The following is a 19,498-nucleotide window of genomic DNA, read 5'->3' on the forward strand; positions in this document are numbered from 1 at the left end:
TAAAACGTCTATTTTAGCGATTCATAACAAATTTAATGATGTCTAACAATCAAAAGCAAATTTTCGGCTGGCTGATGTACGACTGGGCGAATTCTGCCTATATTACCACCGTCGTTGTCGCAGTATTACCCGCCTATTTTGCCTCTGTTATCGTTCCTCAAGGGGGTGTTTCCTTTGGCGGAACCCTCTACAGTGCAACCGCAATTTGGGGATTTCTCATTAGTTTATCAGCTTTTATTGTTTTTTTGATTGCTCCGGTGATGGGGGCGGTTTCAGACTTCTCTGCTTCTAAAAAGAAATTTCTCATGGCGTTTTGCTGGAGTGGGAGTTTAGCCGCCTGTTTATTATTCTTCTGCCAAGCAGGTGATTTAGTTCAGACGATTATTTTATTTTTGATTGCTCAAATTGGTTTTGTCAGCGCTAATATTTTTTATGATGCTTTTCTTCCGAGTATTGCTTCTGAAGATAATATTGACTGGATTTCGGGGAAAGGGTTTGCTTATGGTTATATTGGGGGCGGCTTACAATTTGCCCTCTCACTGGGCTTAATAGCTGGGCATCAAGCATTAGGAATTTCCGCCGAACTTGCAGCAAGATTAGCCATATTAATGGCTGGCTTATGGTGGGGAGGCTTTTCGATTATTACCTTTTTATACCTGAAAGAAGCCCCAACTACTGAGACATTACCCGTAGAATATCGTCAGCTTCCAGTCGGACTTGCTTATTTAAAAGTGGGAATTATTCGCACAGTGATCACCCTGCGAAAATTGCAAGCCTTTAAACATTTACTCTACTTTTTGATTGCCTATATGATTTACAACAACGGCATTCAAACCGTCATCACAATGGCAACCATTTATGGGGCTGAAGAATTAAAATTCTCGACGAATGTTTTGATGATTACATTGCTAGTGATTCAGTTTGTTAGCGTTGTTGGTGCCTTAGCCTTTAGTAAATTAGCCGAGAAAATTTCAGCAAAAAAAGCCTTAATGGTTAGCTTATTAGGTTGGTCATTTGTCGTGATCTATGCCTATTTTATGCAAACCCCAACCGAATACTTTATCTTAGGAGGAATTGTGGGATTAGTTCAGGGGGGATCTCAATCCCTCAGTCGTTCTTTTTATGGTTCTATTATTCCGGTTCATGCTGCGGCTGAATTTTATGGATTTTACTCAGTTTTTAACAAAGGATCAGCAATTATTGGGCCGTTAGCGTTTGCTTTAATTCGTCAATTCACCGGAACAGCTAGAGCTTCTATTCTCTCCTTAATTGTTTTCTTTATCCTGGGTTTAGTCATTCTTGCTTATGTTGACGTCGAACAAGCGAAAGCCGCGAAAGCAACGAGTCCTTTAAATTAAGGTTTGTTTGAAAAGAAGTGTGACAATTGCTTGTGATTTTGAAATTTTAGGTTAGGATTTAAACTGAACTCCTCTCATCTTTTGTTTCCCAGTTCTAATTACCCAATTTTCTGCTGTGAAACCCGCTCAACTTGACCTCAAAATGGCGAGTCAATTTGCCCAGTTAGCTCTGGGATGTGTCTTGCGAGAATATCCACACGTTCAGTTATACTGGCTGGAAAGTCACGAAGATTTCATCCCACCTCGTCAGTTAACGCCTGCTTTTTATGGCTGTTTAGATTGGCATTCAGCCGTTCACAATCACTGGATGCTGGTTCGTTTAATTCGTTGGTTTCCTGATGCTCCATTTACTGACATCGCCCGAGAAGCGATCGCCCAAAACATCACCTTTGAAAATATTAGCGCCGAAGTTGCCCATTTGCAATCTCAACCTCGGTTTGAATGTCCCTACGGTTTAGCATGGCTATTACAACTCACGGCTGAACTCAGAGAATGGGAAGATATTCAAGGTCAAAAATGGCTCGAAATTCTTCAACCCTTAGAAGAAATGGCTGTCCAAAATCTGCAAAAATGGATGAAAAATTTATCCTATGCTAACCGTACCGGTAGCCATTCTCAAACCGCATTTGCTTTCGGTTTAATTTGGGATTGGGCAAAGAATCATTATCCGACTTACACCCCAGAAATTGAACAAAAAATCCATCAATTTTATCTCAATGATTGCAACCATCCCCTGCATTTAGAACCTTGGGGCTATGATTTTCTTTCACCCACATTAGCCGAAGCTGATTTAATGCGACGCCTTCTTTCTCCTAATAGCTTTGCCAGTTGGCTCAGTCAGTTTTTGCCTAAACTTCCCCTTGAAAAACAAATAGATTGGTTACAGCCTGTTTCTGTAGAAAATCCAGAAGATTATGCTCAGTCTCATTTTGATGGTTTAAACTTGAGTCGGGCTTGGATGTTAGAAGGTATCATTTCGGGATTACCCCCTGATGATTCGCGGATTTCTGCCCTACAAGCTGTCGCCCAAGTCCATCAACAAACGGGTTTAAATTTAGTCTCTGCAATTGACTATAGCGGCAGTCATTGGCTGGGAAGTTTTGCTGTTTACCTGATGACAAAACGAGGATTAACCCGGTAAAATTCTTGATTTTTAAAAAGGATTATCAAAGTCAATATTGTTCGGAAAATTTTGATTGTATAACTTTTATTTCAGAATTTAATTTTATGACTGAGTTAAGACAAAATCTGATCACGAGGGATTGGGTAATTATTGCAACAGAACGGGCAAAACGTCCCCATGAATTTGCTCAACATGACATCTCAACCGTTAAAATTCCCGCCTATCGATCTGATTGTCCCTTTTGTCTGGGTAACGAACATCTAACCGGAACTCCTGAATCTCTACGACTTTGTGAAGGAATCGGAAGTGATTGGAAAGTGCGAGTTGTTGGTAATAAATATCCCGCTTTATCACAAACTGGAGAACGAATTAGAAACATTGACGGCATTTTTCGCTCTTTATCTGGCGTGGGATTTCACGAAGTTGTCATTGAACATTCTCGCCATGATTTAACCACCGCTTTAATGACTATTGAAGACATTTCCAGTATTCTCCGAGTTTACCGCAAAAGATACTCAGATTTACGTCAAGATACCCGAATTGAAACGATTGTAATTTTTAAAAATCATGGGAAAGGTGCAGGTACATCTCTCGAACATCCGCACTCTCAAATTGCCGCTTTACCCATCGTACCCTATCAATGGCGCGATCGCACTCAAGAAGCCATTCGCTATTATGATGATACGGGAGAATGTATTTTTTGTCATACCTTAAAAGAGGAACTGAACGCCGAAGAACGCATCATTTTCGAGAGTAAACATTTTGTCGCTTTTATTCCCTATGCGGCTCTTTCTCCCTTTCATATTTGGATTTTTCCGCGTCGTCATTCTTCCTCTTTTGATGAGATTACCAATGGAGAAATAACCGATTTAGCTAAAACCCTCAAAATTGTTTTAGCTAAACTTTATTATGGCTTACAAAATCCTGATTATAACTATACCATTCGCTCAATTCCGACTTCTGATAAATATGCTGACTATTTTCATTGGTATATGGCTGTGGTGCCGCGAATTTCTCTTTCTGCTGGTTTTGAATTAGGTAGTGGAATGTATATTAATACCGCTTTACCCGAAGAAAGTGCAGAATTTTTACGAGCCGTTGATATTCCTGATGATGACAATTCCGGTGATGATTTCAAGAATGATAACTTGATTTATCTGCGACGCTAACTGAACATTTTTTTCGGATGGGTGACAACCGATAACTGAACTGAAATCACAAACTTATTGCTGTCACCCACCCTACAAATCAGTTACTTAACAAGCAGCAGTTGATTCCGGTAATTGAACCTTTGTTCCGCCTAAACCACAATATCCATTGGGATTTTTTGCCAAATATTGCTGATGATAACTTTCAGCAAAATAAAACTCAGGCGCATTGATAATCTCAGTGGTAATTTGTCCGTATCCCGCCTTAGAAAGCTCCTGCTGATAGGCATCCCGTGAGGCTTCAGCTAAGTCTCGTTGTGAGTCAGAATAGAGATAAATTCCCGAGCGATACTGAGTTCCCACATCATTACCTTGACGCATTCCTTGAGTCGGATCATGACTTTCCCAGAATACTTTGAGCAACTGTTCATAACTGATCACTTTCGGATCATAAACCACAAAAACGACTTCATTATGACCCGTTAAACCTGTACAAACCTCTTGGTAAGTCGGGTTTGGGGTATATCCTGCCGCATAACCAACTGCCGTGATATAAACGCCGTTTTGCTGCCAAAATTTGCGTTCAGCACCCCAGAAGCAGCCCATCCCAAACATTGCCATTTCCATGTTTTCGGGATAGGGAGGCTGGAGGGAGTTACCATTGACAAAATGATGCTCCGGTACTGGCATCGGTTGCGAACGTCCCGGTAGAGCATCTTCCGCCTTCGGCATCGCCGCCTTTTTATTGAATCCAAATAGTCCCATAAGTTTTAACTCAGTGTTTGAATGATATCTTAACCTTACTTAACATTTTAAAGAAAAAGGCATCAATGATCATCCGTCAACGCCAAAATCAGCAAAATCCATCCCCTCTGGCAATCAAGCCGTTCACGTTTTTGTCCCTGTTAAGAAAACGAGATTGTTTGAGAAAATATTAATCAGAGGGGCATTCCACTAAACTCAAACAAAGATATGTCTGAATTTTCAGCAAATATTCTGCTCATTGATGATCAGCTTGATAACCTGCGAGTGCTATCTGCTTTACTCTCTCAGAGAGGATATCAAGTCAGAAAGGCACGTAGCGGGTATATGGCATTAGAAACCGTTAAAGTCAATTTACCCGATTTGATTCTTCTCGATATTAAAATGCCCGATATGAGCGGTTATGAGGTTTGTCAGCACCTAAAAACCGCCCTAGAAACCCGAGAAATTCCCGTCATTTTCCTCAGTGCGCTAGAAAGCACATTTGATAAAGTCAAAGGTTTTCAAGTGGGAGGATGTGACTATATTACCAAACCTTTTGAAATGGATGAGGTACTCGTGCGAGTGGAAAATCAACTGACAATTCAGCGACAAAAAAAACTTTTACTCGAGCAAAATAAACAGCTTCAACAAGAGATTCGCGATCGTCAACGAGCCGAAGCAGAAATTCGATTATTATTAAAAATGACTCAAGCGATCAGTGAAGCCTGGGATTTTGAAACAGCTTTAGAAGTGACGCTGTGTGAAGTTTGTCAAGCGATAGATTGGGATTACGGAGAAGCCTGGATTCCCAATGATCAAGTGTTAGTTCACAAAGCGAGTCAAATTCAGTGTAGTGTAGACCCCTTGCTTCAACAATTTTACCATTCTAGTCTGAAGTTAACGTTCGCTCCTAATCAGGGATTAGTGGGGCGAGTTTGGTCATCTCAAAAGTTAGAATGGATTGAGGATATTTCCTTAGAATCTCCGCCGAAATTTGTTCGTTCTCAACTGGCTCGTCAGGCTGGATTAAAAACAGCTTTGGCGGTGCCGATGATTTTTGGCGATCGCGTTTTAGCCGTGTTAGTTTTCTTTAAAAAAGTGGCAATGTCACCCGATGATCATCTGGTCGAATTGGTGAGTGGAGTGGCAACACAACTGGGAGCTTTAATGCCCCATAAAAAGGCCGAAGAAGCACTAAGAGCAGCCTATGTTGAATTAGAACGTTTGGCTAAAATTGATAGTCTCACTGAAGTTGCTAATCGTCGCTATTTTGATGAATATTTAGAACGAGAATGGAAACGACTCGCTCGTGAAGCACAACCTTTATCTCTAATTTTATGTGATGTCGATTGTTTCAAACTCTATAACGATTTATATGGACATCCAGCAGGCGATCGCTGTTTAAAAGAAATTGCTCAAGCGATTTCTCGATCAGCAAGGCGTCCGGCGGATTTAGTCGCACGTTATGGGGGCGAAGAATTTGTGATTATTTTACCCAATACTACACTCACAGGCGCTTTAAAAGTTGCTAACTCAATTCGCCAAGAAGTTGAACAACTGAAAATCCTTCACGAAAGGTCTATTGTACAACCTTTTGTTACCGTCAGTTTAGGGGTTTCCAGTACCATTCCTCATCCAGAACTTTCTAGGGTGACTCTGATTCGAGTCGCTGATGAAGCTCTTTATAAAGCTAAAAATAAAGGTCGAAATTGTGCAGTTTGTACATTATTATAAACTCAATTTTCTCAAATTACTAGGGATATTACGATTTTTAAATTATCATCCAGTTATTTTTAAAAATCTGCTATTTTTAGTTGAGGATTAAAATCCGTGAAAATCTGGCACAGTCAGGGATTGGGTTTACCCGTTAAACCTCACCTAACCCTTTGTTGATTGAAGCTCTTAAAACCTTGCAAGAGTTGAGTTTCCCAAGTTTAACCTCGCCTACACCTCAACATCTTGTTCTTCTAACGTGAGTGCGAGTTGATAAATTTGGCGACGGGGAAGGGAGGTGTTTTCAGCGAGTTGACGGCTGGCTTGCGATCGCGTTAAACCTTGACGGAGTAATGCCTCTAATTCGGCTTTAATTGCGGTTTCTGACAGATCCGGCGTTTTTTCAATTTTACCTGCCACAACGAGGGTAAATTCGCCCTTGGGTTGAATATTTTCATAATATTCAACTGCTTCTCCTACCGTTCCTCGCCAAAATTCTTCATGGAGTTTTGTTAACTCTCTGCCTAATACAATTTCGCGATCGCATCCTAATGTTTCTGCTAAATCTTGTAACGTTTGCCGCAACCGATGAGGCGATTCATATAAAATCATCGTGTGAGACTGCGATCGCAATTCTTCCAAACGTTGCTGTCGAAGTTTGGTTTTTGTCGGTAAAAATCCCTCAAATACAAACCGATCTGTGGCTAACCCAGAAACACTCAACGCCGTTAAACAAGCACTCACCCCCGGAATCGGAATGACTGCAATTCCTGCTTCTATACAGGCTTTTACCAGTTCGTATCCGGGATCAGAAATCCCCGGTATTCCCGCATCCGTAACAATGGCGATCGCTTTTCCCTGACGCAACTTTTCTAAGACTTCAGGAATCCGACGATGTTGATTGTGTTCATAGTAGCTAATTTGTGGTGTTTGAATTTGAAAATGTTGTAAAAGTTTACCTGTGTGTCGGGTATCTTCGGCGGCGATTAAATCTACCGTTTGTAAGATTTGAACCGCTCGAAATGTCAGATCACCGAGATTCCCAATCGGTGTTCCAACTACATAAAGCGTTCCCGGTTTTACTTCCATTCGTTTCCCATTAGCAAAGAACAAACCCCAATTTTAAATCAATGAAAATAAGTAACAAATAAACCGCTAAATTCCTGCAAAAGTGCTAAACACTGAGATAGGGAAAAGATTTTTGGGTGTTGATATGACTCACAACGGACTGTTTGTTGGATTAGTAACGCTAGACTTCCTCTATGGAGTGAGTGAATATCCCGCTAAAAACCAAAAAGTTGTCGCTTCTGATTATACCGTAGCGGCAGGCGGGCCGGCAACGAATGGGGCGGTTACGTTTAGTTACCTGAAAAACAAAGCTAAACTCTTCGGAGTTTTGGGTACTCATCCCATCACTGAACTAATCCGCGCCGACTTAAGCCAACACCATGTTATTTTAACAGATTTAGACCCAACTCGCAGCTCACCGCCCCCGGTTTCTTCTATTCTTGTCACTCCGAAAACAGGTGATCGCACAGTCGTTTCTATTAACGCCGTGAAGTCTCAAGCCACTCTAGAAAGTATACCCCAAAATTGTTTAGATGGGGTTGATATTGTGTTAATTGATGGCCATCAAATGACGGTGAGTGAACAGATTGCTAAACTCGCCCGACAAAAGGAAATCACAGTTGTAATGGATGGAGGAAGTTGGAAACCGGGACTTGAAAAGGTTTTACCCTATGTCGATTATGCCATTTGTTCGGCGAATTTTTATCCTCCTGATTGTCAAAAATCTGCTGATGTTTTTGCTTATCTTAATGAAATTGATATTCCGTTTGTTGCCCGGACTCAGGGTGATCAACCCATTCAATACTGTACCCCAAACCGTCAAGGAGAAATTGAAATTCCACCGATTAATGCTGTGGATACCTTGGGAGCGGGGGATGTGTTTCACGGGGCGTTTTGTCATTTTATCCTAGAAAGTTCCTTTGTCAATGCGTTAACGGCATCTGCTGAAATTGCCGCTTGTTCTTGTCAATCTTTTGGAACTCGTCAGTGGATGCAATGATTGGACTCGTTGTTTTAATTTTTTTGAAGACTTGTGGACTCTGGTTGCGGTGAGTATAATCTAAACAGAGTTGATCTCTACAGTAACTTACAATCAATTGATCCATCCTGAAAGAGATGATAAGTTATTGTACTTTAAATGAAGTGAATCAATAAAGTTGATCGGTTTTAAACTTATAATTTTTCAGCCAAAATGACAGATTCTAAACCCCTGCGAATTACGCTCCCTCCCTTGCAGATTACATTGGAAGATGAACAACAAGTAAGCCTCCAATGGTTAGCACAACAATTGAATTTACCGCCTCAACCTCAACCTCAAGTTTCTGATTCTTGGAAAACTTGGGTCGCAATTAATAAGTTACTCAATCAACCGGATGATGTTTTGGTTCAGCGCATGGTTGAACAGGGGGTTGATGTCAAGTTAGCCCTAGAAGAAGTGACTCAAGCCCCGAATCATCCTTATTATAAAGCGGGAAATCAATTTGTTCAACAGTTGCGAAAATTGGAGTCTATTCTCCAAATTCAGCAGCAACTTTCGGCGCTTTCCAGTCAAGCTGAAACCATTGAACGTCGGGTTAATCTTTCTAGAAGTGAATTTTTAGAAGGGTTTTATTCCCAAAATAAACCTGTTGTATTAACAGGGATAATGAACAATTGGAAAGCCTTAAATCAGTGGAATCCCCAGTATCTCAAACAACATTATGGCACGGCGACGGTAGAAGTTCAGGCGAACCGCAATAGTGATCCCGAATATGAACTCAATGTTGAAAAACACCGCCAAAACGTCTTACTCAAAGATTATGTTGATTGGGTGGTTGAAAAAGGAGAAAGCAACGATTGTTATATGGTTGCTAATAACGGGAATTTAGACCGAGAAGACATGAAAGGATTAATGAATGATCTCGAAGTTTTCCCGGAATATCTCAACCCCGAAGATACATCACGGCGAGTCTTTTTCTGGTTTGGTTCAGCCGGAACGATTACGCCGTTACATCACGATCCGATTAATTTAATGTTAGCTCAAGTGTTGGGTCGTAAACGGATTTTATTGATTCCGCCTCGTCAAACTCCATTTATCTACAATCATGTGGGCGTTTTCAGTCAAGTTGATCCAGAAAACCCTGACTTGAAGAAATATCCTCTCTATAACAATATTAAACCGATTGAACTGATTTTACAACCGGGAGAAGTTATTTTTATTCCCGTCGGTTGGTGGCATCATGTGAGAGCATTAGATGTGAGTATTTCCGTATCATTCACTAATTTTGTTTTTCCTAATTATTACAACTGGCAAAATCCTACTTTTGGTCGAAGCTAATCAAAATACCAGAACAATTGTGATCCAGATCGCCTAAAATCTAAGAACAAATCAATGTCGGAGGGGGGTTCAAATCACAGATGCTCCCCTCCTATTTTAGTCAGTATTTATATAGGTATCTTATTGTCAATTGCGACTTGAATTGTATCTAGAGGATTATGATCGAAATGTTTTTACCATCTTCTCACAGAAATAACACCTACGAGCCAACCTCAAAACCCGAAGATATTCCTGACCCCTACGACTGGATACAGGAACATCGTTCCCTCGCTCATATCGCCCACACTCTCAGTCTTTTGAATGGCATTCAAGAAGGCGAAGATTTCTACTATACGCCTGAAGGTGAGTTAGTGATCGGTTTAAAAGCCAGAGATCTTTTAAAAGCAAACTGCGATGATCAAGATTGGCAATATGTGCGAAATTACCTATCCATCCAAAAGATTTAAGCAATGAAATTAAGCTTGACTGCCGCTTTCTCCTTTGATCACAGCCGCACCAATTAAGTGAGCCAAACGCAGAGCTTCTGGAACTTTACCACAATCAGTCAAACGATCCAAAGCGTGAGCGATCGCCCAGGGTTCTTCACCGCACACCTGAAAAAAAAAGGGAGGATAGGCATGAATTTCACCTGCACGACGTAAAATTTGCAGTCGTTTTTCACGATCGCTTAAACGTCCTAACGCCTGTTCGATTTTGTTTAAATTCGGTGGACGGCGCATCACCGCCACACAAGGTCTTTCTAATCGACTCGCCAACTCCGGTAAATCGACCAAATTAAACCCTCCAAAGCCAATCCCATCGATTAAAACGAGATGCAACTGGGTTGACATCCTCTCCGCCCTAAACGACGGAGATTCCAAACCTCACGATTTGGGTTTCCTCTTTCGTCGAGTTGACTTACTCAATTGAGTTTCCCCACTTAAGCAGAGATCAGTCTCTCGGGAGGCGTTGATTTCCATCTGCCCGACGGTATTTTCAAAACAGATATTAAGCGGAAAAACGGATTAAGCTACGTGTGAGAAGCCTAGATTTATGCGTTTTACAGTCAAGTTAATCCGTTAATCTATTTCTTATCCGTTTCTTGATTTGATAGCTGTTTGAGTGCAGATTTTAGAATGTTTTTGGCGGCGTTTTCGTCTCGGTCTGCTACATACCCGCAGTGAGGACATTCGTGAAGTCCGGGTGCTGAGAGTTTTGACCACTTTCTCACCGCAATTTGAGCAATTTTGAGAGGTGTATGCAGGTTCAACAGCAATCACTGGGACTTTATAAACCCTCCCAAAATATTCTAACCATTCTCTAAATCTGTACCAAGCCGCATCATTAATTGACTTGGCTAAATGATGATTTTTAACTAGATTGCGTATCCGTAGGTTTTCTATTGCTACCAAGTCGTTAGACTGTATGACGTGTTGAGCTTGTTTACAAACCCAATCATTACGTCTGCGTGAAACCTTAAGATATTTTCTACCTAAACGATTTCTGGCTTTTTTCCGGTTTTGACTTCCTTTTTGAGTTCGAGATAACTGACGTTGCAGCTTTTTAATACGCTGTTCGTCTTTTCTGAAAAAGCGAGGATTTTCTATGTGTGAGCCAAAAGAATCGGTGTAGAAATAGTTAAGACCTACATCTAGCCCAGTTTGTTTTCCTGTGAGTTCTTTGTTTTCTTCTCGTTCATGGTCGATTAAAAATTGAGCGTAATACCCATCGTGTCTTCTAATGACTCTCACTCGTTTGATTTGTTGGAGTTGATAGAAGTGTAAATCTCGGCTTCCCCAAAGTTTAAATCTACCTGCTTGAAACTTATCAGTAAACGTTAGATAACGTCTATCTTCTGAAAGTTTCCATCCCGATGTTTTGTATTCAACAGATGCTCTAACTTGAGATTTTTTAAACTTTGGGAATCCTTTTTTTCCCGGTATTTTTTGCCGACAATTTTGATAAAATCGTTCTATGGATGCCCATGCTCTTTCTGCGTGTGCTTGTCGAGCCATAGAGTTGAGTTGGTTTACCCAGGGAAAACTCGGGTTGTCTGACAGCAGTTTGCAGTAGGTATAAGCATCGTTACGACTTTGAACTTGACCGTCTATCCATGCTTTAATGATGCTGTTGCGAACGAAACGACCAGTACGAATGGCTTCGTCTAACTTTTTGTACTGGCTTTGTGTTCCTTGTAGCTTCATTTCATAGACAATCATGTTTATCATTGTCGCTCCACGATAAGTTATTGTAACAGAAAATAATCCGTCGTGAACGACGGGGCTTTAAACCTGTTTTTCTTGGTAAGAACTTACTGGATTTACCCCCCCATCAGTAAGTCACAAAGGGTATCTGTCGCATCCCAGCCATCCGATTGCACAGTTCCCCAAACCATACCCTCAAAGCGAGTTCCACTACAAACCACCCCAGCAATAGAGACTTGTTGGCCACTGTGACGCTCAAAGGGAGCATCATCAAAACCAATTACCCGAATAACACGATTAAGTTTCAGTAGGGATTCGAGGTTCATTTGATCTCTAGTTGGACGCACCTGCGGCTCTTTGGAGTGCGACTTGACGGTTCCTTTCGTATTCTGTAGCTTTTTGTTGAGCGGTTTGATAGTTGGGACTCGACTCAGGGACTTGTTTCATCAGTTCAACGGCTTGTCCCCATTGACTGGCGACGCTTTCCCACTCAGTTCGAGATTGAGCGGTTTGAGCCAAGTTCGCCGCACTAATCGCCGAACGAACGGCTTCCGCCCAAGGATCAGAGGGGGTTTCTGTCGCCGTTGGTGGGGGAGAAGCAGGGGTTTCCCCAGAAGTCTCTGGTGGGGTTTCTTCAGGGGTTGAGGGTTCAACTTCTGATTCTGAACTCCCGCCACTGAGGAAGGGGAGTTTATAAATCCCGCTAAAGTGTAAACCAGCTAAGGCGGCGATCGCCAACAAAGTCACCAAGAGAACAAACAGTAGTATTTTACCTTTGTTATTGGGCGGGACTCGTTCGGTTTCTTCCTCCAAGTCATCGTCTTCTTCTGGGTTGTAATTGGCTTCTAGATTGTCGTCATAGTCTTCGTCGTCAACGCTTTCGTCATCAAAGGCGTAGTTGTCTTCGTCGTCATCATCAGAAACGATCACTTCCTGGGGAAGAACTCCCTCCGGAATGTGATCATCGTTCAAATTCTCCTCCTCATCGTCATTGAAGTCAAACTGAGGCATCGGAGGAATGGGTTCTTCGTCGAGATCTAAAGATTCCTCGGGAGGGATCTTGAGAATGATTTCATCTTCCCATAGGGGTATGTCATCCCCAAACTGACGCCCATAAATCTTCACCGTATAAACGGAGTCAATATCAAGCCTCTTCATCCCGTTCTCAATAAAGCTCACTAAAGCTTTTTGATTATTGGGGACTTGTTCGCCTTCAAGCATGACATGAAGACAGCCATTATCCCGCATGACATCTGCATTAATGCCTTTCGGTTTAAGGGAATGGTTGATCGCACTGGCGATCGCTTTTGGATCGCCTTGTTTGGCGAGTTGTTTAGCGAGATCCCGTTGGTTTTCGTCTGGCATGGCTCACCCTCTATAAGGGGTAACTGGCAATTCAATGATACTATCTGTTTTTGTAAGCTGTGTAACCTGATTTGACAAGACGCTCAAGGGGTCGAATCCGCCGGGAAACAGCCACAAGCATTCTGTTTAAATTCTACCGCCGAGATTGAGATTGAAATAGGTTACACAAGGCAATGACGTGAGTTTGTAGGGTTGAGATTTCATCTGAACCGCGTTTGAGTTGGGTTTCTAACTCGAGCAACAGAGGTAAGCTTTGTTGGAGTTGGTTAACGGAAAGGGATTGCACCTCTTGACGCAGAAAATAAATGCGCTTAGGATTACTAATTTCGGCTGCTTTGGCGATTTCTCGCTCATCTTTGACTTGGCGATCTATCATTAGTTTGACCCATAACCAAGTGCGAAATTGACCCACTAATGTGGCAACAATTCGCAGTCCTGGTTCATTGTGATCGATCAAAGCTGCTATTAATTCTAGAGCCTGATGGGTATTTCCCGCTTTGATCGCATTGGCGAGTTTCAGGCTATTTTGAGTATTAGACTGAACGAGGGAGGCGATCGCTTCTATCTTCAGGGCTTTGGAGTCATTTCCGGCATAGAGTTTTAATTTTTCTAATTCGTTGTATAGTTGTTGCGTATCGTTTCCCACAGCTTCGGCTAAAAGTTCAACTCCGGGTGATGTGAGTTTGACTCCGAGTTGGGCGGCGACTTGTTTAACGCGCTGTTCGAGTTGGTCGGTTTTCCAGGGGGGAATGCGGGAAAATTCTTGAACGGTGGCCTGCTGTTGCAGTAATTTTGTAGACTTGAGACGACCATCCGGTTTATTCGGCGTTGTCAGTAACAGCGTTGTTGTCTGCGGAATCACTTCCAGGGTTCGTTGTAATTCCTTGAGGATGTCTTCGGAACAGTGTTGGGTGATCGGGGTATTAACCAGCCACACCAAACGACTTCCTAAGCCAAACGGCGGGGTCATGGCCTGATTTAGGCCAGAAATAACAGCATTTGGCGAATCGGGCAGAATTTTGTCAAAATTGAATGTAGACCAGCTAGGATCGAGGATGGACTCGCGCAGAGCATCTACGGCTTTAGCAAGAGAAAATTCATCATCTCCCCAGTAGAGGTAAACTGGCATCTGTGAAGGTTTCCGAACAAGAGGCGAAAAAGATTGGACGATACTTACCAAGTTTACGTGAATCGGGTGGCGCGGATGACGCTACTAGAAACCTATATCTCTCAGTTAGAACACATCCAGGAGTCTCCCAAGTACAAACTCCTTCCGGTTGGGGGACGACAAGCGGTTCCTTTTCCGGGTTATACCATCATTACACCTCCTGTAGCTGATGATCCAGATAATCGGGGTTTTTACGACCATCTACAAGCTTGTCAGCAACAACTGGCTGAAAAATTTGATTCCCAATTGTGGGTACCTGTACCTGCTGATAGCTTACACTTGACTTTGGCCGATTTGATTTGGGATAGTAGCTATCGGGATGCGAGTCAAGATCAGTCGTTTGATCACAAATTACTTGGGGCGATCGCTGAATCTTTTTCAGCTTTTCAAGCGAATGTAAGTGATCAGCCAATTCGTTGGCAAGTTCTAGGAATTATTCTGATGACTCGGGCGATCGGTGTCTGTTTGGCGCCAAGAGATGAAAGTTCCTATGAGGAGATTGTACAATTCCGGCGAGCTATTTATCAAAATCCCAGTTTTATGGCTTTAGGAATTGAACAACAGTATCATTTTACGGCTCATATTACCTTTGGGTATTTTGGTACTATTCCATCAGATTTAGATCGGCATCAAATTAGCACGGTTTTATCTGATTTTAACCATCAGTGGATGGACTCTCCTCAAGAATTACTCATCAAACGCGCCGAACTTCGCAAATTTGATGATATGACTCGTTATTATCGGGAGGACAATTGGCCTGTTCTAGTGTTTTGAAGGCTAGATTATTATTCAATGAGAGTCGTTGATTTATTCGCCGGGTGTGGAGGTTTATCACTCGGCTTACAACAAGCAGGGTTTAATGTTGTTGCTGCTTTTGATCACTGGGAAAGCGCAGTTAAAGTTTATCAAAAAAACTTCGCTCATCCCATTTTTTTGAGCGATCTGCAAGATGTGAAAGCTGCGGTTAATTTAATTAAACCCTTTACTCCTAATGTCATTGTTGGCGGGCCTCCTTGTCAAGATTTTTCCAGTGCAGGAAAACGAGATGAAAATTTAGGACGCGGCGACTTAACTCTCGCCTTTACTGATATTATTACCACAATTAAACCCCAATGGTTTATCCTCGAAAATGTCGCATTATTCCAAAAAAGTCGTCAATATACCCAAGCCAAAACACTGTTTAAACAGTCCGGTTACGGACTCAATGAAAAAGTGTTTGATGCCAGTTTATGTGGAGTTCCGCAAAAAAGAAAACGGTTTTTATGGGTGGGAGAATTAAACGGAAAAGATAATCGTTTATTGAGTTATTTTGATTTAAAATTATCCTCAAAACCGACAACCGTTCGAGACTATTTAGGTGATAAACTGGGACTCGAATATTATTATAGACATCCCAGAAGCTATCAACGTCGAGGAATATTTAGCATCGACGAACCCAGTCCAACCGTCAGAGGCGTTAACCGTCCCATTCCCAAAACCTATCAAAAACATCCCCAAGATCCAGTAGAAATCACCCCGAATATTCGTCCGTTAACGACAATAGAAAGAAGCTATATTCAAACCTTCCCCGAAACCTTTATTTTTGAAGGATCTAAAACCGATCTCGAACAAATGATCGGAAATGCAGTTCCCGTTAAATTAGCAGAATTTGTGGGAAAATGTATGATTAATTCTGTAGAAAACAAAAAGTTACAATTACCTAAACTGGAAAACGGCTATCAGCAACTCTCGTTAAATTTGACTTAATATCTTGATGACTCAAAATGTCTTCCTTCGTGTCTTCGTGTCTTCGTGTTTCTTCTTTCCCTCCGAATAAATAACTAAACTATGGTTGAACCACTCGATGGAATAATCACTCAAAAATCCTTTGAAATAATTGATAGCGAAATTGGCGAACATTCCTTTACTGCTAACGAATATGCGATCGTTCGTAGAGCTATTCACGCCACCGCAGACTTTGAACTCGCCCAACTGATTCGCTTTAGTCCCGATGCAATTGAGCAGGGAATCGCCAGCATAGCTAATCGTAAGCCTATTATTACAGATGTGGGCATGGTTAAGCAAGGGGTTGCTGGAATGATCGCCAAAACCTTTAAAAATCCCCTAATATGCGCCATTGAACAAGCTTCAAACCCCCTCCCCGGAAAAACCCGCACCGAAACGGGACTATTAAAAATAGCGGAACAATTTCCCGATGGAATTTTTGTCATTGGTAACGCCCCAACTGCTTTATTATCCCTCTGTTCACAAGTCAGTCAAGGCTTAGTTAAACCTTCGTTAATTATTGGTGTTCCTGTGGGGTTTGTCTCTGTTGTAGAATCAAAAATGGTTCTTGCTCAAACTCCCGTCCCGCAAATTAGAATAGAAGGACGAAAAGGCGGTTCGGCTGTAGCTGCGGCAATTTTAAATGCTTTAATTGTATTAGCCTGGGAACGTTATAACGGATGGGTTAATGGTGGGGTTTTGTAACGGATGGGTGAATGCTGGGTTTTTTAGGTTTATGTTTTTTGGAAACGGATGGGTTAATTGTGGGTTTTTTGGATTTATGCTTTTGGAAGCTGATGGCTTTGGGTGGGTTCAGATTATCTATCCGTTTTTATCTTAGCATTGGTTTAATTATCTCAACCACAATTTAATCCGTTACCAGTGGGGTTTTTGTAAACAAGATTCAGTGAGATAAATTGACAATACAGGTTGTTGGAATTGGTTTAGATGGGGAAGCGGGACTCAGTGAGTCCGTGCGACAAATTGTTGATCAAGCAACTATTTTAGTGGGAAGCGATCGCCATCTTCGTTATTTTCCCGATCATCCGGCACCTCGGATAATATTACAAGACTTGACAGCAACTTTAGTTGAAATTCAGCACTATTTATTAGCGTTTGAAACGAATACACCGGATCTTGATCCCATTGTTGTCGTATTAGTATCGGGTGATCCGTTATTTTTTGGGTTGGGACGGTTATTATTAGCGAAATTTCCCCCAGAAAAATTGACCTTTCATCCTCATTTGAGTTCGATTCAATTAGCGTTTAATCGGGTTAAAATTCCTTGGCAGGATGCTGAGATTATTAGTACACATGGACGTTCTTTTGAGCAGTTAACACAAGCCCTTCAGCAAGGTACAGAAAAAATTGCCATTTTAACCGATACAACTGATCATACCCCAAAAGCGATCGCTCGTCTACTATCTTCTCTCGATTTACCCACAGTTTATCAATTTTGGGTGTGTGAAAATTTAGGGGGAATTGATGAGCGAGTTCAACAATGGTCAATTGATCAGATTTCGACTCAGAAATTTGCGTCGTTAAATGTGGTAATCTTGTTAAGAGAATCTAGTCTTTCTCCCCGTTTAGATTTATCTCAAGTTCCATTTTTCGGAATACCTGATAAACTATTTTGTAGTTTTAGCGATCGCCCCGGACTGATGACCAAGCGGGAAGTGAGAACCTTAATTTTAGGAGAATTAGCGTTACAACCGGAGCAAATTATCTGGGATATTGGGGCGGGGACGGGTTCAGTTTCGATAGAAATTGCGCGTTTATTTGCTAATTCTACGGTCTATGCAGTGGAAAAAACGGCAGCAGGAACAGCGTTAATTGAGCAGAATCGAGAGAGATTTCAGACGAATAATGTGATTTCAATTCACGGGGAAGCACCTGCTATTTTACATCGTTTACGCGCTCCTCATCGGATTTTTATTGGGGGAAGTGGGGGAAATTTAGAGGAGATTTTAGGACTCTGTAGTTTACGGCTAATTGCAGGAGGAACGATTGTCTTAGCCTTAGCGACCTTAGAACATTTGAATCGAGCGTTAAATTGGCTAGAAAATAGAATTGCAGTTGAACAAACTTGGCGTTATCAGTTGTTACAGGTTCAGTTATCGCGTTCAGTTCCCATTAGCAGTTTAACACGATTTTCTCCCCTTAATCCAGTGACAATTCTGACAATTCATCATTTCCCTAACACCTGACGATAGCCTAGATATCCGAGAGTTAAAACAATTGCTAAGATGACTAGAAAAGTTGAAGATGGTAAAGCCGAGAAAAAAATAATTCTAATTCGTGATAACATCCAAGAAAGAACGAGAAAAGCTCCGGCTAGGAAGATAAAACCTTCTAAAGTTCTAAAGGCGGGAATAAAGTCTAAAGGGATTCTTTGTTTAGAGATCCACAGAGAGCTTAACAGATAATAAGGGGGCGCAGCAAGCAGTAAAAAATCCGCCTGTTTCACCACTAACGACCAACCGCCTGTATTCGTCGCATAGGCTAAATATCCGACCCAAAAGAACATCGTAATTAATGCAAACCATAGGTTAAAACTCAGGACGTAGGGTTCTTCCCAATATCCGGGAATGAGAAAACAAATTAACCACGTTAACCAAGGGGCGATCAGGATAAAAAAGAGGATAATATCGCGGTAATTAACGATTTGCGAGAATAAGGCTTCGAGAGTCATTAATCAACTATTCTTACTCGTTATTTCTATTCTATCTTTTGAAATAGAAGATCGCTAATTTTCAAGGTTAAAACCTGTTTAACTTATTGATATCTTGGATCGTGATTATCCGCAAGGAAACCACACGGATGAGTTTTTGTTATAACAACTCAGTAATTTTACTTAGGTATTTCTCGGGCTGTGAGTTAAAATTTAGAGCATAAATGATACAAAACTATATGAAAATTTCTCTTAACTTTATTAAAGTTGGTTTTTTCAAGGACTCCCCGGAGTAAACACAAGACTGAGGCACATCTTGGCTAAAAAACCCGGTTTTTCTTCGTCATTCAGGACGCAAATGTTGAGTTTCGTTTAAAAAGCGGGTTTATGGTTCGTGACTCAACATAACGAACAAAATACAAAAATAAGATTTTTTAAGCTTTATTTAAGTTTATAACACCTTACAACAATTTAACTTGAATTTCTGTAAAACAGAATTCATTATTAATTCCTCTTTTAGCTGTAGGATGAGAAATAGTGAATCATCTTCAAAGTTTGACTTTTGGGTATAACTTGAGTTGACTAACAAAAACTAGGAGAAACTGTCAGCATGGAAGTCATATTAGTTTATTTAATTCTCGGCTTAGTTTTAATCTTGAATGAGAATGGATCTGAGAATTTGCCGGATCAAGATCATCGAGTTTTAGAGAAAAGCGATTACCCAAAAAATAGTTCTGAACAACTCTATTATCGATACAATAAACTGCTTAAAAAACAGCCAGAATACGTTCTGTATTCAGAAATAGAAGATTTAGATATCAAGCATTCTAGAAGCACGAATAGCCCCAGAAAAATTTAATTTTTATTGGGGGTTAA

19 protein-coding genes and 1 pseudogene are annotated in these 19,498 nt (G+C 41.3%); 12 read left to right on the forward strand and 8 right to left on the reverse strand.

Going from position 1 to position 19,498, the window contains the following annotated elements:
• Positions 1–35 precede the first annotated feature (35 nt).
• The 3 genes from WN50_RS09155 to galT all read left to right on the forward strand — a co-directional run bounded on the left by WN50_RS09155 (position 36) and on the right by galT (position 3,650).
• Positions 36–1,358 (forward strand): MFS transporter, encoded by a 1,323-nt coding sequence (locus tag WN50_RS09155; protein ID WP_235440887.1) that lies wholly within the window; start codon positions 36–38, stop codon positions 1,356–1,358.
• Positions 1,359–1,473: 115 nt separating this feature from the next.
• Positions 1,474–2,499 (forward strand): DUF2891 domain-containing protein, encoded by a 1,026-nt coding sequence (locus tag WN50_RS09160; RefSeq protein ID WP_082172390.1) that lies wholly within the window; start codon positions 1,474–1,476, stop codon positions 2,497–2,499.
• Between the two features lie 86 nt (positions 2,500–2,585).
• Positions 2,586–3,650 carry a galactose-1-phosphate uridylyltransferase gene (galT, locus tag WN50_RS09165; RefSeq protein WP_046281977.1) on the forward strand — a complete coding sequence of 355 codons (1,065 nt, stop codon included), beginning with the start codon at positions 2,586–2,588 and terminating at the stop codon, positions 3,648–3,650.
• An 87-nt stretch (positions 3,651–3,737) separates the two neighbouring features.
• Here galT and msrA read toward each other — a convergent pair whose 3' ends face one another.
• Entirely contained in the window at positions 3,738–4,394 is a 657-nt protein-coding gene (msrA, locus tag WN50_RS09170; RefSeq protein WP_046281978.1) for a peptide-methionine (S)-S-oxide reductase MsrA, read from the reverse strand.
• Positions 4,395–4,601: 207 nt separating this feature from the next.
• Between msrA and WN50_RS09175 the strand changes: the two genes are divergently transcribed.
• Positions 4,602–6,107 (forward strand): diguanylate cyclase domain-containing protein, encoded by a 1,506-nt coding sequence (locus WN50_RS09175; protein ID WP_046281979.1) that lies wholly within the window; start codon positions 4,602–4,604, stop codon positions 6,105–6,107.
• A 210-nt stretch (positions 6,108–6,317) separates the two neighbouring features.
• Here the strand turns inward: WN50_RS09175 and rsmI are convergent, their stop codons facing one another.
• On the reverse strand, positions 6,318–7,175 hold the full coding sequence (gene rsmI, locus WN50_RS09180) for a 16S rRNA (cytidine(1402)-2'-O)-methyltransferase (RefSeq protein ID WP_046281980.1): 858 nt from the start codon (positions 7,173–7,175) through the stop codon (positions 6,318–6,320).
• 124 nt (positions 7,176–7,299) lie between these two features.
• On the opposite strand from rsmI, the gene WN50_RS09185 reads away from it, so the two are divergent.
• From WN50_RS09185 to WN50_RS09195, 3 genes are all read left to right on the forward strand, one after another.
• Positions 7,300–8,154, forward strand: a complete 855-nt coding sequence (locus WN50_RS09185; RefSeq protein ID WP_046281981.1) for a sugar kinase — start codon at positions 7,300–7,302, stop codon at positions 8,152–8,154.
• A 192-nt stretch (positions 8,155–8,346) separates the two neighbouring features.
• Positions 8,347–9,471 (forward strand): cupin-like domain-containing protein, encoded by a 1,125-nt coding sequence (locus tag WN50_RS09190; RefSeq protein ID WP_046281982.1) that lies wholly within the window; start codon positions 8,347–8,349, stop codon positions 9,469–9,471.
• Positions 9,472–9,638: 167 nt separating this feature from the next.
• Positions 9,639–9,917 carry a hypothetical protein gene (locus WN50_RS09195; RefSeq protein WP_152964754.1) on the forward strand — a complete coding sequence of 93 codons (279 nt, stop codon included), beginning with the start codon at positions 9,639–9,641 and terminating at the stop codon, positions 9,915–9,917.
• A gap of 9 nt (positions 9,918–9,926) precedes the next feature.
• On the opposite strand, the gene WN50_RS09200 is transcribed toward WN50_RS09195, so the two are convergent.
• From WN50_RS09200 to holA, 5 genes and pseudogenes are all read right to left on the reverse strand, one after another.
• Complete coding sequence (locus WN50_RS09200; protein ID WP_342586746.1) at positions 9,927–10,301, reverse strand: endonuclease dU; 375 nt, start codon at positions 10,299–10,301, stop codon at positions 9,927–9,929.
• Positions 10,302–10,534: 233 nt separating this feature from the next.
• Positions 10,535–11,669, reverse strand: a pseudogene (locus tag WN50_RS09205) (RNA-guided endonuclease InsQ/TnpB family protein).
• Positions 11,670–11,770: 101 nt separating this feature from the next.
• A complete protein-coding gene (locus WN50_RS09210) occupies positions 11,771–12,001 on the reverse strand; it encodes an endonuclease dU (protein ID WP_235440888.1) in 231 nt (76 codons plus the stop codon).
• Positions 11,988–13,019 carry a hypothetical protein gene (locus tag WN50_RS09215; protein WP_046281096.1) on the reverse strand — a complete coding sequence of 344 codons (1,032 nt, stop codon included), beginning with the start codon at positions 13,017–13,019 and terminating at the stop codon, positions 11,988–11,990. The genes WN50_RS09210 and WN50_RS09215 overlap by 14 nt, the downstream gene beginning before the upstream one ends.
• Positions 13,020–13,152: 133 nt before the next feature.
• Positions 13,153–14,148, reverse strand: coding sequence for a DNA polymerase III subunit delta (gene holA, locus WN50_RS09220; protein ID WP_046281095.1), 996 nt, complete (start codon positions 14,146–14,148; stop codon positions 13,153–13,155).
• Between the two features lie 33 nt (positions 14,149–14,181).
• Here holA and WN50_RS09225 point away from each other — a divergent pair, with 33 nt between their 5' ends.
• The 4 genes from WN50_RS09225 (at position 14,182) to WN50_RS09240 (ending at position 18,158) form a co-directional block, all read left to right on the forward strand.
• Complete coding sequence (locus tag WN50_RS09225) at positions 14,182–14,961, forward strand: DUF1868 domain-containing protein (protein WP_046281094.1); 780 nt, start codon at positions 14,182–14,184, stop codon at positions 14,959–14,961.
• A gap of 18 nt (positions 14,962–14,979) precedes the next feature.
• Complete coding sequence (locus WN50_RS09230) at positions 14,980–15,933, forward strand: DNA cytosine methyltransferase (RefSeq protein WP_046281093.1); 954 nt, start codon at positions 14,980–14,982, stop codon at positions 15,931–15,933.
• Positions 15,934–16,014: 81 nt separating this feature from the next.
• Positions 16,015–16,656 (forward strand): cobalt-precorrin-8X methylmutase, encoded by a 642-nt coding sequence (locus tag WN50_RS09235; protein ID WP_046281092.1) that lies wholly within the window; start codon positions 16,015–16,017, stop codon positions 16,654–16,656.
• A 212-nt stretch (positions 16,657–16,868) separates the two neighbouring features.
• Entirely contained in the window at positions 16,869–18,158 is a 1,290-nt protein-coding gene (locus tag WN50_RS09240; protein WP_046281091.1) for a bifunctional cobalt-precorrin-7 (C(5))-methyltransferase/cobalt-precorrin-6B (C(15))-methyltransferase, read from the forward strand.
• Here the strand turns inward: WN50_RS09240 and WN50_RS09245 are convergent.
• Positions 18,140–18,643 carry a hypothetical protein gene (locus tag WN50_RS09245; RefSeq protein ID WP_046281090.1) on the reverse strand — a complete coding sequence of 168 codons (504 nt, stop codon included), beginning with the start codon at positions 18,641–18,643 and terminating at the stop codon, positions 18,140–18,142. The two genes, WN50_RS09240 and WN50_RS09245, sit on opposite strands and share 19 nt — an antisense overlap.
• A gap of 589 nt (positions 18,644–19,232) precedes the next feature.
• On the opposite strand from WN50_RS09245, the gene WN50_RS09250 reads away from it, so the two are divergent.
• Complete coding sequence (locus tag WN50_RS09250; RefSeq protein ID WP_046281089.1) at positions 19,233–19,481, forward strand: hypothetical protein; 249 nt, start codon at positions 19,233–19,235, stop codon at positions 19,479–19,481.
• The last annotated feature ends 17 nt before the right edge of the window (positions 19,482–19,498 follow it).

Source organism: Limnoraphis robusta CS-951 (assembly GCF_000972705.2).

Coding starts and splice junctions, on each gene's coding strand:
- WN50_RS09250 (WP_046281089.1), top strand. CDS start 19,233: ATGGAAGTCATATTAGTTTATTTAATTCTCGGCTTAGTTTTAATCTTG.
- holA (WP_046281095.1), bottom strand. CDS start 14,148: ATGCCAGTTTACCTCTACTGGGGAGATGATGAATTTTCTCTTGCTAAA.
- WN50_RS09200 (WP_342586746.1), bottom strand. CDS start 10,301: ATGTCAACCCAGTTGCATCTCGTTTTAATCGATGGGATTGGCTTTGGA.
- msrA (WP_046281978.1), bottom strand. CDS start 4,394: ATGGGACTATTTGGATTCAATAAAAAGGCGGCGATGCCGAAGGCGGAA.
- WN50_RS09245 (WP_046281090.1), bottom strand. CDS start 18,643: ATGACTCTCGAAGCCTTATTCTCGCAAATCGTTAATTACCGCGATATT.
- WN50_RS09215 (WP_046281096.1), bottom strand. CDS start 13,019: ATGCCAGACGAAAACCAACGGGATCTCGCTAAACAACTCGCCAAACAA.
- WN50_RS09235 (WP_046281092.1), top strand. CDS start 16,015: ATGGTTGAACCACTCGATGGAATAATCACTCAAAAATCCTTTGAAATA.
- WN50_RS09155 (WP_235440887.1), top strand. CDS start 36: ATGATGTCTAACAATCAAAAGCAAATTTTCGGCTGGCTGATGTACGAC.
- WN50_RS09230 (WP_046281093.1), top strand. CDS start 14,980: ATGAGAGTCGTTGATTTATTCGCCGGGTGTGGAGGTTTATCACTCGGC.
- WN50_RS09185 (WP_046281981.1), top strand. CDS start 7,300: ATGACTCACAACGGACTGTTTGTTGGATTAGTAACGCTAGACTTCCTC.
- WN50_RS09195 (WP_152964754.1), top strand. CDS start 9,639: ATGTTTTTACCATCTTCTCACAGAAATAACACCTACGAGCCAACCTCA.
- galT (WP_046281977.1), top strand. CDS start 2,586: ATGACTGAGTTAAGACAAAATCTGATCACGAGGGATTGGGTAATTATT.
- WN50_RS09175 (WP_046281979.1), top strand. CDS start 4,602: ATGTCTGAATTTTCAGCAAATATTCTGCTCATTGATGATCAGCTTGAT.
- WN50_RS09190 (WP_046281982.1), top strand. CDS start 8,347: ATGACAGATTCTAAACCCCTGCGAATTACGCTCCCTCCCTTGCAGATT.
- rsmI (WP_046281980.1), bottom strand. CDS start 7,175: ATGGAAGTAAAACCGGGAACGCTTTATGTAGTTGGAACACCGATTGGG.